At 37.4% G+C, this 14,402-nt stretch carries 14 protein-coding genes; 7 read left to right on the top strand and 7 right to left on the bottom strand.

The annotated features are described in order from the left end of the window. Positions 1-947 precede the first annotated feature (947 nt). From KJS37_RS05370 to KJS37_RS05355, 4 genes are all read right to left on the bottom strand, one after another. Positions 948-1,463: a DinB family protein gene (locus KJS37_RS05370; protein WP_276512721.1), complete on the bottom strand. Its 516-nt coding sequence runs from the start codon at positions 1,461-1,463 to the stop codon at positions 948-950. Between the two features lie 316 nt (positions 1,464-1,779). After that, positions 1,780-2,340 carry a hypothetical protein gene (locus KJS37_RS05365; protein ID WP_017370277.1) on the bottom strand — a complete coding sequence of 187 codons (561 nt, stop codon included), beginning with the start codon at positions 2,338-2,340 and terminating at the stop codon, positions 1,780-1,782. A 368-nt stretch (positions 2,341-2,708) separates the two neighbouring features. Continuing rightward, positions 2,709-3,011, bottom strand: a complete 303-nt coding sequence (locus KJS37_RS05360; RefSeq protein ID WP_213496210.1) for a hypothetical protein — start codon at positions 3,009-3,011, stop codon at positions 2,709-2,711. A gap of 244 nt (positions 3,012-3,255) precedes the next feature. After that, positions 3,256-4,191, bottom strand: coding sequence for a helix-turn-helix transcriptional regulator (locus tag KJS37_RS05355; RefSeq protein WP_213496208.1), 936 nt, complete (start codon positions 4,189-4,191; stop codon positions 3,256-3,258). A gap of 85 nt (positions 4,192-4,276) precedes the next feature. Between KJS37_RS05355 and KJS37_RS05350 the strand changes: the two genes are divergently transcribed. Continuing rightward, positions 4,277-4,933, top strand: coding sequence for an FMN-dependent NADH-azoreductase (locus KJS37_RS05350; protein WP_213433087.1), 657 nt, complete (start codon positions 4,277-4,279; stop codon positions 4,931-4,933). 107 nt (positions 4,934-5,040) lie between these two features. Here the strand turns inward: KJS37_RS05350 and KJS37_RS05345 are convergent, their stop codons facing one another. After that, on the bottom strand, positions 5,041-6,180 hold the full coding sequence (locus KJS37_RS05345) for an ArgE/DapE family deacylase (RefSeq protein WP_213433088.1): 1,140 nt from the start codon (positions 6,178-6,180) through the stop codon (positions 5,041-5,043). Between the two features lie 460 nt (positions 6,181-6,640). Here KJS37_RS05345 and KJS37_RS05340 point away from each other — a divergent pair, with 460 nt between their 5' ends. Beyond that, complete coding sequence (locus KJS37_RS05340) at positions 6,641-8,092, top strand: Y-family DNA polymerase (protein WP_213496206.1); 1,452 nt, start codon at positions 6,641-6,643, stop codon at positions 8,090-8,092. Next, positions 8,082-8,264, top strand: coding sequence for a hypothetical protein (locus KJS37_RS05335; protein WP_213496204.1), 183 nt, complete (start codon positions 8,082-8,084; stop codon positions 8,262-8,264). Before KJS37_RS05340 ends, KJS37_RS05335 begins: the two co-directional genes overlap by 11 nt. 11 nt (positions 8,265-8,275) lie before the next feature. On the opposite strand, the gene KJS37_RS05330 is transcribed toward KJS37_RS05335, so the two are convergent. Further along, entirely contained in the window at positions 8,276-8,656 is a 381-nt protein-coding gene (locus tag KJS37_RS05330) for a VOC family protein (protein ID WP_017370293.1), read from the bottom strand. A 296-nt stretch (positions 8,657-8,952) separates the two neighbouring features. On the opposite strand from KJS37_RS05330, the gene KJS37_RS05325 reads away from it, so the two are divergent. Beyond that, on the top strand, positions 8,953-9,351 hold the full coding sequence (locus tag KJS37_RS05325; RefSeq protein ID WP_017370294.1) for a phosphate-starvation-inducible PsiE family protein: 399 nt from the start codon (positions 8,953-8,955) through the stop codon (positions 9,349-9,351). 43 nt (positions 9,352-9,394) lie between these two features. Here KJS37_RS05325 and ppdK read toward each other — a convergent pair whose 3' ends face one another. Beyond that, entirely contained in the window at positions 9,395-12,013 is a 2,619-nt protein-coding gene (gene ppdK / locus KJS37_RS05320) for a pyruvate, phosphate dikinase (RefSeq protein ID WP_213496202.1), read from the bottom strand. A gap of 200 nt (positions 12,014-12,213) precedes the next feature. On the opposite strand from ppdK, the gene KJS37_RS05315 reads away from it, so the two are divergent. The 3 genes from KJS37_RS05315 to KJS37_RS05305 all read left to right on the top strand — a co-directional run bounded on the left by KJS37_RS05315 (position 12,214) and on the right by KJS37_RS05305 (position 14,370). Continuing rightward, on the top strand, positions 12,214-12,846 hold the full coding sequence (locus KJS37_RS05315) for a helix-turn-helix transcriptional regulator (RefSeq protein WP_213496200.1): 633 nt from the start codon (positions 12,214-12,216) through the stop codon (positions 12,844-12,846). Positions 12,847-12,855: 9 nt separating this feature from the next. After that, positions 12,856-13,659, top strand: coding sequence for a pyruvate, water dikinase regulatory protein (locus KJS37_RS05310; RefSeq protein WP_017370297.1), 804 nt, complete (start codon positions 12,856-12,858; stop codon positions 13,657-13,659). 114 nt (positions 13,660-13,773) lie between these two features. After that, the gene (locus KJS37_RS05305; protein ID WP_213496198.1) at positions 13,774-14,370 is read left to right on the top strand and encodes a lipoprotein BA_5634 family protein; all 597 of its coding nucleotides are present in this window, start codon (positions 13,774-13,776) and stop codon (positions 14,368-14,370) included. Positions 14,371-14,402: the final 32 nt, after the last annotated feature.

Here is a 14,402-nt window from a genome sequence, read left to right as displayed (position 1 = left end):
GCTGTGCTGTGCTGTGCTGTGCTGTGCTGTGCTGTGCTGTGCTGTGCTGTGCTGTGCTGACCGATTATAAGTCATCTACTTTACCCCGTCAAGTATTTTGTTATCGTTAAGTAACAACAATAACATCTATATAATATTATTGTAATGTTTTTCTTATGATTTTCAAAATAATATCAGGCATCAGCACATTGAGTACTCTATAGAGTAAGCTTCATTACTGAAAATGCTATTTTCTTAAAATAGAAAAAAGGAAATCGTAAAGTCGATTCCCTTTTTTAAATTTTATTCTCTATCGTTTTTTAATACATCTATACCACCATAAATAAAATAATTCCTAGAAAAAAGCCAATAATAACAAATCCAAAAATCCCTTTCCAAGTCTGATAATTCTATGACATATAAAAAGTAAATCCTAAGTATAAAAGTGACATCGCGACAGTTATAATGATCCAAAGTATTTTTCCACAGATAGAATCAACGTTAATTTTAATTTCTGAATCTACTTTTTTGAGACATCTATTATTTGTATTTGCACTTTCTCTTTGAGAAACATCTGTTTTCTGTAGGATATAAGAAACTATAGAATATACAATAAAAGACAGAACCGTCATTATACCAAGTATTCGTCGTAGTGCTTGATAAGGTGTGAAAAGTAAGATTAAATTAATCAGCACGAGCAACATAACCAAACAAAGTGAGATTATAAATACGACAAATACATAAAATTTTTCTGGTTTTTTATCTGAAATTTTGAAACCCTCCCTTCTGAATCTCTAGTCTATTTGGCTGAATTTTAAAAAAAGTAGCGCATAACTCTGTTGTCATCGAACTCCTTATACTTTAATCTTGTATAAGATATAATCTTCAAGAAGAATAACTTTATGAGAAAGAAAAAAATGAATACTCGTAATTGAAAAGTTCGAAGAGGACTAAGTCTTGCCATTGCTTCAGTCACGTTCCATATTTCCCACTCTTTGTTCTTTCTGAGCGCCATAAGCAAAACGTATACTTCCTATTTCTGCAGCGTTTTTCATCAACTCCATGTTTAGCCAACCTGCAATCTCATAAAAAGGTTTGTCCTGAAGTGGCCATTGCTTTGATTTTGGCTGGGCAAAGTCTGCTTCTGACATTTCCAATAAGCACGTACTCCATTGATTTTTAAGGTTCGTCAGGTGTGCATAAGCTGAATTTACATCATTTGGCCAAGAAATATCGTCGACTTTCAAATGACCATCGCCAAAGTTATGATTAAGTGCCATTGACCACCAAAAATCCATATGCCATAAGATCCAGGCAATGGTAGGCATACCAATATCATAGCCTTCCGTTTCTGGAAATCCTTGAGTTGAGACGCTCGGTTGGGTCACCTCAAAAGACATCTCCTCTACCGAGATATCGCTCAAATGATAATCCAGCAAAGACCAAGCAAGCTCAAGTTGGGACAATAAACTTTTTTTAATCATCTGAATACTCCGTTCTATTCATTTGCTACTCCATTATTTTTAGGAGTCATTCATACTTTCTCCAAGTCATCCGCAACCTTCTCTGCATCTTCTTCATTAGACGAAAGCTGATTAGGGAGACTCTGTACATTCGGGTGCTTAAGAGTAAACAAGATTTTTTTAATAACTAATGCGTAGAGCTCTAAACAGTTCGAGCATTTTTTCTTCTGCCAGAGCCTCAAAAAGGCTTCCCTATTCATCAATATTTATTTGAAGTTCTTCAAGCTTATTATTTCGAATAGAACAGTGTATCCATTCTTCTATGATGATTCTTTTTCTAATTTATTTTTTCTATTGGAATCAAAGTCTCACTACGTTCTTCTTTATATCCTTGGTTATCATTTGGTGAGAGGATGAGTTTATTTCCTTCCCAACACATCACCATGCTCGGATGCTCGTCGATATGCATTGGATTTTCAAACTGCGAATAATCATAATACAAGATGTTGTCTGTTACTTGATAGGGAAACTCAGAAATAATAACTGCTTTATTTTCCGCGCCTCCGCTCTGGAAAGCCTGCCTCACTTGATCAGTAAATCGTACATTTTGTTGACTTCCTTCTGACCACCAAAGATAACGCTGTAAATCTTCTCGTGTAGGAGAGACATCATGTTCGATAGAAAGTGCTGTCGGAATAACTTCTTGCTTTTTATAAGTGTGTTTAGGCTCTGAAGTCTTATTTTCTTGTTTACTTGAAGACTGCACTACTTTTTCATGTTCAAATAGAGATGTCCGTTGACCTTCTTCCAATGTTATTGACATTATTTTGATCAATAGAACTGCAACGACTCCTCCAGCAATTAAAACAAGAGCTGATAATTTCAAAAAATTTTTCACGCTATTCCTCCACATGTCATTTTATTTTTTAAAATCTCTAAATTGCAAAACTGGAATCTCATAGAGTTTGTAGTTCCGCCAATGCTTGTGTTTCTAGGTCTGTAAATCGCTAGTGAAACTTCAGCACTATTCTTATCTAAAGAATATACTGATTGCATTTATATAGTCTATTGTAATGTTTTTCTTATTGGATTCAAAATATTTACCGAGTTAACAGACTTTGCTTGGGTGAAAAAAACTCTCCATCTTGGAGAGTTTTTCTAATAAGTAAAGCAATCGTATTGAACTGCAAATAAAAAGGTTAGCATTTTACTCTGTATTCCACGGAATTTTCTTCCTCTCTTGTTTCAATCAGCACATATATTTTTTTACAGACCAAGCAAGTCTTTAAAACTTTCTACTGCTCCACCCGCTTGTTCCCCAAGTTCGGGTAACTGCTCAGAGGCACCATCTAAAAGGCCTCTTGCATTTTCACGCGCGCCGTCTACCAGATTTCCTGCCTGATCTGCGAAGTCTGCTGGAACATTTTCCGTCAATGTGTTGCTTACTTCTGACAAATCACCACCGACTACATTAGAAAGTGTTTCTCCCACATCTCCCCCTAAAAGCTCTTGTGCTTGGTCGGTCAAGCTTCCCAAGTCCAAGTTTTTCGCAAAATCAAAAAGTCCCATTTTTATGTCTCCTTTGTTTTTTATTATTTTATCACTTTTCATCAAGAAGACCACATGATTTGCTAGCACTCTAGTAAATACGACTGGGTATCGTGTAGATAAATAAGATAGTAGGTTGCAGACAGGACAGCTAAGATAATCAAGCTAATGATAAGCATTAGGTGATTGTCTACCGCACATAAAAGAATGCCAAGTTGTGAAGGGTCCTAATACACTCTTCTTTTTATCGACTTCAATATAAAAATCATTCCATCAATGAAAGCATATCCTTCAAGTGCTTCACGTAAGCTTTTTTCAACTGTAGCGGCTCTTCTACTACTAAATGTTTTCCAAAGGACGTTAAATAATGCACCATATAGTTTAACTCTGTCTCGTGATAACCGCCTGTCATATAAAAAATACCATCTATTTCTTCCAGTTCCATATTAGGATAACGGTGTTTTAAAAAGGACTCCTTACCAAACTTAGTCAAACGGCAGCGAAAGGGAATATTGTGAAACTCACTTTCATATGTTTTTTGGAAGTCATTGAGTTCTGCCAGCGTATAAGTACGTTTAAGATGCTCTTCTAAAGCAACATCAACCATATAATCACAACGATAAGTGCCCCATTGCTCTGCAAAAATATCGTAAGCACTCGAAAACCAAATCCCATCACGATAAAAGATTTCATTAAATTGTAAATGAAGCTCCGCCCTTTCATACTGGGTATAAACCAGCGAAACAACCTTACTTTCCAAAATCGACTGCAAAATTAAGGCTAAAGCTTTTGGCGGATTAATCGGTGGCACACTATAATAATGAACAACTTTCAAGAGCTTGTCGACTTCTTTTTTCTGTGCTTGAGGTAAAAGAACAGACAATTTTTGCTGGATTTGTTCATAAGATTTTTCAAAAGGGGTGCTGGTTAGCTGTTGCAGCGCAGATAGAGCAAAGAATATCGAATGAATCTCATCACTATTAAAGTAAACAGGGGGTAATAATCTTTGATTGATGATTTTATAGCCACCGTATTTCCCTGTTTCGGAGTAATAGGCCAGTCCCATTTGCCCCAAGGCTTCAACATCACGTAAAGCTGTCCGTCGCGAAATATCAAATTCTCTCATGAGGTCTTTGAGTTGAAACTCGTGTTTGTCGCTGAGGTAGATGAGTTCTTGGTTCAGACGTACTGATTTTTCCATTTTATTTTTCTCCGTTTTAATAGTGACTTATTTTGGCACTATTTCAATGTATACTAAGTATATCAAAAGAAAGAGGATTTTATTTATGAAAACTTTAGTGATCAACGCACATCCTGGATTTACAAATCATGAGCACTTTTCTGTACAGCTTCAAGATAAATTTATAGAGCTTTACCACACACATTACCCAGAAAAAGACTTAACCATTATGAACCTTTATGAGGAAGATATTCCACGTATTGAAGCCACATCACTTTGGAGTGTTTGGGACAAACAAGCAGCCGGTAAAGAACTAAGCCCAACTGAAAGTAAAATTGCTGAACGCAGCCAGTTTTTATTAGAACAGTTCAAAGCTCACCAGCGAGTTGTTGTGTCCACACCTTTACATAACTTCAATATTACCTCACGTATGAAGGACTATATTGATAATCTGATGATTGCTCGCGAAACCTTCCGTTATCTTGCTGAGCCAGATGAGCAAGGTAAAGTTTCAGAAGGCTTGATGAGAGACAACTATAAGATGCTCATGCTTTTCGCCAGTGGCTCGGTCTATACAGCAGATAGTATATATAAATCTGTCGATATTGCACCACACTATATGCAAACCATTTTCCAAGAAATGATGGGTTTTGATGACTTTCAGTTAGTACGGGCAGAGGGTACTGCAACCCAGGATAAAGATAGAATTTTAAACACCGCTTTTACTGATTTAGAGCAAAAATTTAGTTCTTTTTATCAATAGTATTTTATGGACCAATATTTAGTAAAGAAATCGTGGCTTTGTCTTCTCAGGAGATGAAAATAAAAAAAACAAGCTGTTGCTTGGTTTTTTTATACTTAAAAGCCACCTTAACCTAAATATTTTTTAGCAATATTTTGGTAAGTACCTATCATATCTAAGTAATTTGAAATTTCAACGTATTCATTGATTTGGTGAGGAAGGGTGCTCACTCCTGGACCAAAGACAACAAAGTCAAATTTATTTTTGGCTTTAACAAACTCTGCAGCATCTGTGGTTCCTGCAATTCCAATCACTGGCAAAGGTGTTTCAAACTCGCTTTGGATAGTTTGAATCAAGGTTGAGTTTTTATCAGACTGCACCGAAATTTTATCTTCGTCAATGGCTAATGTAAGCTTATAATCATAGTCGACATTCACTTTATCAACTACTTCTTGAAGTTTAGCTTTAATTTTATCATTATCATAGGTTGGCACACTTCGGATATTTCCTTCAAGTCTGGCTTCCCCAGGGATAGCATTCACTTGATCTCCCCCTCGGATAACAGTGATATTATGAATAGTGGTACCAAGTTCTGAATCAGGATATTCTTCAGCAATTTGGGCCATTTCAGCGTTAATAGCAGTAATGAATTCATTCAGGTGGTTAATTGCATTAAAGCCTTCTTGAGGTTGCGAGCTATGCGCAGCCTTACCTTCCGAGACGACAGAATAGTTAATCGAACCCATGTGCGTGTAGACCAAATTATAGTTGGTAGGTTCAGCGATAATCAAGCCGGATAAATCATCCGCATAGCCGAGTTCTGTGAGCTGACGACCGCCAAGTTCTCCGACTTCTTCACCTACTGTAGCTAGCAAACGGACTGTACCATCAAAATTAACATCGGCTTCTTTTAATTCAATCATTGCAATCGTGATAGCTGCAAGCCCAGATTTCATGTCTGTTGAACCACGTCCATATAATTTATCACCATCAATAGTCGCAGAAAAAGGTGGATATGTCCAAAGTTCTTCATTACCAATATCGACTACGTCCATATGTCCCGTCAGTCCTAAAACTCGATGACTTGAGCCTTTCTTGATTTCGGCTACTAAACTGCTACGACCTTCAGCATATTTAATTAATTTAGAGTCAATTCCGTGATTCTTCAATAAGTTTTGTAAATAAGTAGCGACTTCTTCTTCATTACCGTTAATCGATTTGATTTTTATCAAATCTTGTAAAATTTTAACTTTTTCTTCTTTTTCCATGAAATCCCTCCTAATTTTTAATTCATTTGCATTATTAATCTAATCTCTATTAATTATTGTACTCTTTGTTATTTTCTCTTTCCAATATTTATACTTTTTATTCCTTCAAAATATTTTTTACATAGTGAGCAGGATTTTGTCGTTGTCCTTTGAGACGTGCAGATACCTCCTCCTACCCTTCTACTATAGTATTGATGAGTAATGTCACGTCTTTTACCTATAACAAGTCACGTGCTCCTAAGACAAGCATGCAGAGATTTTGCAACAATAGGCGAAGTTCCTATAGCAATAATCACCCTCCCTTCCTCCAGTGTGGGGTCTTTTTCATTACAACTTTTTTATACAATGTCATTGGGATTACCCAACGACTAAATATTGATTTTATGGATATTTTCAGTTGTTTTACGTCTCTTTTAGGTATATAATATTGAATAAACCAATATTTACTAAAGGATATTAAATGTTTATTGACTATACACGTGAGCCGCGGCGCGCAATCTTTTTTGAGGATGTAAAATCCAATTATGCTTCTATCGAATGCGTCGAGCGAGGACTTCACCCTTTAGAAACCTCTCTTTGCGTCATGAGTCGTTCAGATCATTCTTATGGCCTCATCTTAGCTTCTAGTCCTAAATTTAAAGAGATTTTTGGTAAATCCAACGTCAGTCGTGCTGCAGATTTACCTTTTTTACTGGAAAATAGGAAATTTAACTATCGGCGTTGGTATGCCAAGCATACTGACATTTATGGGCAACGTACAGAACCCTCCATGCAACATGTCGCTTTTATTGAAAGCTGGGCTAAACGCACACATATCGTCCCACCGCAGATGGCACTTTATATCGATAAGAATATTGAGATGCAGCAACTCCTCGCTAATTACACTTCTTCTGAAGAAATCCACTCCTATTCTATTGACGAATCCTTCCTTGATGTTACAGAATCTCTGAACCTGTTCTACCCTAAAGTCAAAGATAAATATGAACAGATGGATTTGTTAGCGCGAGATTTACAGAAAAAAGTCCTTGATCAGATGGGTTTGTATGTAACTGTAGGAATGGGGGACAATCCTTTGCTTGCCAAACTCGCCATGGATAATTATGCCAAGCACAGTACAACTATGCGGGCGCTCATCCGATACGAAGATGTTCCTGAAAAAGTTTGGACACTTTCGAAGATGACTGACTTTTGGGGGATTGGGAGACGGACAGAGAAACGATTCAACAAGTTAGGAATATATTCTATCAAGGATCTGGCTCATGCGAACCCTGATCGGATTAAACGAAAAATGGGCGTTGTTGGACTGCAACAATTTTTTCATGCACATGGTATTGATGAAACCAATGTCCGTGAGAAGCACCATAAAAAATCAGAAAGCTACAGTAACAGTCAGATTTTGCCGCGCGATTATGTACAACAAGATGAAATTGAACTCGTAATTAAAGAAATGGCTGAACATCTTGCTATTCGACTTCGTAAGGGGAAAAAACTAGCAGGCGGTCTCTTTCTCTACGTCAAACCTTCTTACAAAGAATACTCTTCCTCGATAAAAATATCCAGTAAAATCGAACCTACTCAGAGTACGACGGATATACAAGCCGAATTTTTGCGGCTCTTTAGAAAAAAATATCGTGATGAGGTTGTAAGAGAAATCGGTATTGGTGGTTTTGATTTATCCAGTGAAAATATCAAACAGCTTAATCTTTTTGAGACAATGCTCTCTCATGAGCCTAAGATCATCGCTCATCAAAAACAGGAAGCTCTGCAAAATGCCATCGATGAAATACGTGATAAATTTGACTTTACAGCCATTCAAAAAGCCAGCATTTTGACAGCTGGCTCTAGAGTTTTAGAAAGAAATAAAATGATTGGCGGCCACGCTGCCGCAGGAGGAGAGAAGAATGACAGTTGATCGCTCATATAGCCCTTACGAATCCATCCGTAACTATCAAGATAGAGGGATGATGAAATGGGGTGCTTTCACCACAGGAGAATTGTCTGAGGCGCAACGAAAATTAAGAGAGAAAGAGGAATTAGAAAGTGAAATATCATCAAAGAAAGCAACTTCAAAATCAGACGATTAAAATTTTGCACATCACTCTGGTAATTCAGACTTCGCAAATGCATAATAATTTCCATCAGGATCTTGGAAATTAAAATTCACCATACCTTGAAAATCATTGATTGCGCTTGCTGTGTTCGTTGCTTTAGAGACACGCGCATGCCATTCTTCTAAGTCATCCACAGTAAAGAGCATAGAGCCTTTCATATCCGCTACTTCTGGTGAATTTTGACGAATAAAGTCAAGATTCCATAACTGAATGCGGGCGCTAGGAGCATCCGCATCCACTGCGAAAATCACCGTTTCTTGCAATCCTGAACCTTGGCGACGAAGTTCTTTCAAACCAACTTTAGTCCAAAATTCTGCATGTTTTGGAACATCGGAAACATAAAGCATATTACAAAGATTAATCATAGTATTTTCTCTTTTCTATAAAGTAAACAGATGGTGACTTGCTCTAAAACGCACCTTCTTCTTTTACATTGATTATCCCACAGTCTAAGGTAAAAAACAATTTAGAAACTCTGGAATTCCGATAGGGATAATTTATACATTGAGATAATGTGATAAGAAAACATATCTTTTTAATAAGACTTTCCTTATTTTCAAATATTCAATTCATTTTTCCAAGTCTAATTCCTCCTCAAAGCCTATGTCCCTGTGCTATACTAGAATTATAAAATTACACGACTAATCACGGAGGTTCTCATTTGACTCAATTTAATTTTTTATCAAAAACTTTTAATGTCATTATAAAAGTCTGTTTAAGTTTACTCGGGCTTGTCATTGCCTTTCTTATGTTTAAAGAGATCTGGGTACTTCTCTCCTCATTCACTACTGGGTTTATTGATTACAGTTTCTACGACATCATTGACCGTATCCTAACTTTTTTCCTCTTCTTGGAATTCTTAGAGTTGATTATTCACTATCTCTCCGATAATGATCACCCAACAATCAAGAAATATATCTATATAGCAGTTGCTTCTATCGTCCGACTTTTGATTTCAAATCACGAAACCTCTCAACTTAGTCTGTTCCTCCAATGTTCGGCAATTTTAGTCCTCATCATTGGAACAGTTCTTTTAAACCGTTGGGGCGATTTAAAATAATAAAAAAACCTTCGCTTCTTGCCGAAGGTTTTTTTACATCTTCTTACTCGATACTCATCTGTGCAACAGTAAGCAGAACCGCTGGAACACGATATGGTGAGCACGAAACATAATCCAATCCGATTTTTTGAAGGAAAGAAACGGAGTCTGGATCGCCACCAACTTCGCCACATACCCCAAAACTTATATCTTTATGTTGTGGTTTGACAAGCGCTATCGCCGTTTGCATCAAACTTCCTACCCCTTTTTGATCCAAATGTTGAAAGGGATCATCTTCTAAAATACCCTTATCAATATAGTCTGGTAAAAATTTGACCGAATCATCACGAGAAAAACCATACGTTAATTGTGTCAGGTCATTGGTACCAAAGCTAAAGAACTGTGCTGATGTCGCCAGCTGATCTGCCGTCAAACAAGCTCTTGGAATTTCAAGCATTGCACCGATTTTATAGGCAATTTTCATCTGGTGTTTCTCAAAGACAAGTTGGATTTTGTCTTCCAATGCCTTTTTAAGATAGGTCAATTCTTTTTCTTCAGCAACTAAAGGAATCATAATCTCTGGTTTGACTTGCTTTCCTGTTTTAGCGAGTTCCAAAGCAGCTTCCATTATTGCTTCAACCTGCATTTCATATATTTCGGGATAGGTGATGGCTAAACGACAACCGCGATGCCCCAGCATCGGATTGAACTCTTCAAGATCTTTACCTCTTTGCATAATAAAGTCAACCGTTTGTCCACACGCTTCAGCCACTTGCTCATATTCTTCCTTAGTTTTAGGCATAAACTCGTGAAGCGGTGGATCTAAAAGGCGAATCGTACATGGCATTCCTTCCGTCAGACTCAAAATTTCAGCAAAATCCTTTTTCTGGAATGCTTTAAGGGTCTCAAGCGATTGCTTGCGCTGCACTTGATCCTCAGAGAGGAACATTTTACGCATTTCCAAGATCCGCTCTTTCCCAAAGAACATATGTTCTGTACGTGCCAAACCAATACCGCTTGCACCAAACTCCAATGCAGCTCTGATATCTTCTACAGTTTCAGCATTTGCTCTTACCTGCATATTGCCTATTTGAGAGGCCCATCTGAGTACTTTTACTAAAAGCTCCAAATCTTGCGTCTTATCGAGTTTAATTGCCCCGCGGTAGATTTTTCCTGTTGTACCATCTACTGAGAGTAAATCCCCTTCTTTTATGGTCTGTGTACCATCGTATGCTTGTTTGAGCTTTTCATTAATCGTTAATTGTTCGCCTCCAACCACGCAGCACACCCCCATTCCTCGTGCTACGACAGCAGCATGAGAGGTCATTCCTCCACGAGAAGTGACAATAGCCTCACTCACAACCATGCCTTCAATATCTTCTGGTGAAGTTTCTGTTCTAAGAAGGATAACTTTTTGCCCAGCTGCATGCGCTTTTTGCGCATCTTGCGCATGGAAATAGACTCTGCCAGATGCTGCACCAGGACTTGCAGGTAAACCCTTTGCCACAGATTTACTCTCCGCCAACATTTGTTCATCAAACACAGGATGAAGCAGCTGGGTAATCATTGAAGGTGTTAAGCGTTTCAGACTCTCCTCCTTACTTATTACGCCATCTTCTGCCATTTGCGTTGCAATTTTAAAGGCAGCCTTTGCTGTTCGTTTGCCATTACGTGTTTGAAGAATGAAGAGTTTTCCCTCTTCTATGGTGAACTCGATATCTTGCATATCTTGATAATGAGCTTCCAACTGATGACATATTTTCTCAAATTGCATATAAATCGCAGGTTGATCTTGTTTCAACTCTTGTATTGGACGTGGTGTCCGAATCCCTGCAACAACATCTTCTCCTTGAGCATTTAGCAAAAATTCTCCAAAAACACCTGCTTCCCCTGTTGCAGGATTGCGTGTAAATGCAACACCTGTGCCACTGTTCCCCCCTGTATTACCAAAAACCATTTCTTGGATATTAACGGCTGTTCCAAGGTTATCGGAGATTTCATGGATACGACGATATGTTACAGCACGAGGATTATTCCAAGAAGCAAACACCGCTTCTACAGCCGCATAAAGTTGTTCGGATGGATCTTGGGGGAAGTTTTCACCCACTTCCTTCAGATAGATTGTGGTAAATTGTTGAATAATCTCCTTCCAATCTTCCGCTTTCATCTCAATATCAGAACTGTAACCTTGGGCCGCTTTATATAACGTTAGTGCTTCTTCAAAAATATTTTTATCAACACCTTTAACCACATCGCCAAACATTTGGATTAAACGACGGTAACAATCATACGCAAACACAGGATTCTCGGTCTTGCGGGCAAAGATTTCAACACTTTGATGGTTTAAACCTAAATTCAAAATAGTATCCATCATGCCCGGCATTGAAAATTTTGAGCCACTTCTGACCGAAACTAAAAGCGGATTTTCCTCATCTGCAAATTTCTTTCCCGTTTCGTTTTCTAGCCTAGCAATATGCTCTTCTATTTCCTTAACCAACTCAGGCAATAATTTTTTCGAATCCAGATACTCTAAGCAAGCTTCTGTAGTAATGGTAAATCCTTTGGGTACTGGTAAACCAATCCCAGTCATCTCTGCAAGATTTGCTCCTTTTCCTCCTAAAAGATCCTTTTGTTCTTTTGAACCTTCTGTAAAGTTATAAACACGTTTTTTTGCTTGTGACATTCGCGTCTCCTTTATATGTGACATACTATTTGGTGAATAAACACATTATATAGTATGTCACATTCGTTGTCAAGTTTTTTGTAATCGCATTCTTTTTAACTTATTAACATTACATGCGGCAACCACCCCTTTTATTAGTTGATTTAAAAAGATAAAACACATATAATATATAGTATGTCCTATTTATTAAGGAGTGACACTTGAAATTAACAACTCGACAAACTGAAATAATTAATATCGTCAAAGCGGAACAGCCCATCAGTGGTGAAAAAATTGCACAAACTTTAGGTTTAAGCCGTGCAACCTTAAGGAATGACTTGTCTATTCTTACGATGACAGGTCTACTTGATGCAAAGCCCAAGGTTGGCTATTTCTATACTGGGCAAAAAATGCAACCGCTTTATATTGAAAGCTGCTACTCAAAAAAAGTGGCAGACTTTATGACTTCGCCCTTGATTGTTGCGCAAGATATGTCCGTTTATGATGCTGCAACAAGCCTTTTTCTCTATGATATCGGCAGCATCTATGTCAAAAATGAAAACGGCGATTTAGCTGGACTCCTTTCTCGGAAAGACCTTCTCCGCTTCGCTATAAGTGGCAATAATCTGGAAAAAACTCCTGTTGCTGTAATAATGACACGTATGCCCAATATCCATACTATAACCGCCGATAAGACTTTACTTGAAGCTGGAAATATTCTTTCCCGATACGAAGTCGATAGCCTGCCCGTGCTAGAAACGACAGGTTCGAAAAAAATAATCGGTAAAATATCTATCAAACACATCATGAAAGCTTTCATCCAAACAGGAAACGAAATGCAAGGTGAAGATTAAGGGGACAAAATGCAAAATATAAAAATTTATCTCATTACTGACTCTGTCGGTGAAACAGCAAAAAAAATTATTTCTGCTGTTGTGGCACAATTTCCGACTGTTGATTTATCAGATGTTCAACTTTATCCTTTTACCAATGATAAAGATTCACTATTAGAAATTTTGAATGATGCCAAAAAAGAAAATGCACTTGTCGCTATCACTCTCGTTGATAAATCTTTAGTAGATTGTGTCCAAAAATTTTCAGATACACATGATTTGGCCTATGTGGACTTTATGTCGCCGCTCATGCAACTTATTGAAAAGCGTTCAGGTGAGCAACCTACACAAGAGTCCGGCAGTGTGCATCGGTTAAATCAAGCCTATTTTAATCGTGTCGCTGCTATCGAATTTGCAGTAAAATACGATGACGGAAAAGATCCAAAAGGTTTTTTAAATGCCGATATTGTGCTGCTTGGTGTCTCTCGAACTTCAAAAACACCCTTGAGTATGTATTTGGCCAACAAAGGTTACAAGGTAGCAAATCTCCCGATTATTCCAGAGGTCGAAGTGGCTAAAGAACTTTATAAAGTAGATCCACGTAAAATTATTGGCTTAACCAGTACTTCTGAAAGTTTAAGTAATATACGAAGCTACCGGGAACAGACGCTCGGACTTAAAACAAAATCCATGTATTCTGATGAAAAGCGTATTCTTGAAGAGCTGTCATATGCAGACACACTCTTTGATCAGTTGGGCATAGAAACAATCGATGTTAGTAAACGTTCGATTGAAGAAAGCTCAATGCTTATTGAAAATCTTATCCAAAAATAAAAAGCACATTTGTGCTTTTATTTTTTATCTTACAGAAGAGTAAGTTTTTGAATCATAATTCCTTGATAAAATAAATAAAGAAATAAAAAAACTTTAGAAAAGGACAACACTACATTGACAAAGAAACTTTGGATTATTCCAGCACTCATCTTGTTTATCGCAGGAGGCTACTTTGCCGTTAGTAAAGTTATCTCTTTATTCCACCAGCCCGTTCACGGCATCATTCTTTATAGTTCAGACAAAAAAGAACTCGATCAAAGCTTAAAAGACAACCAATCTTACATAAAAAATAACATCACTACTGAAGGAAAATATGTCGCTGAAACGGATACTTTGGTATTAGATGCGACATCTGCTGAAAAATTGATTCAGGCAAAAGCTGTCAACACAGTCAGCAAAAAAGGGGATGAATTCAATTTCAAACATGTTACCTCACTTTCGAAAACTCCTGCTTTATGGACCGCTGATACACAAGTAAAAAATATCGAAGATGAAAAAGGACAAAGTTTTACTGCTGCTACAGCAGAATATGTTGTCTTAGGTGAATCAAGTATAACGAAAAAAACACTCGTTCTTGACAAAGAAGACTTCAACAAGTTCCAAGCTCCTGCTAGATATGTCAGCATGATTGAAGAAAAACGAGACGCTGCACATGCCTTAACAAAGTATAAAGCCGACAAAGCACAAATTTTTAATTTTGAACAAAAATAAACACAACCTCGGTTGTGTTTTTATATTGAAAA

Origin of the sequence: Lactococcus formosensis (assembly GCF_018403745.1) — a bacterium.
Lineage (GTDB): Bacteria > Bacillota > Bacilli > Lactobacillales > Streptococcaceae > Lactococcus > Lactococcus formosensis.
This window is presented reverse-complemented; position numbering and strand designations above follow the sequence as displayed.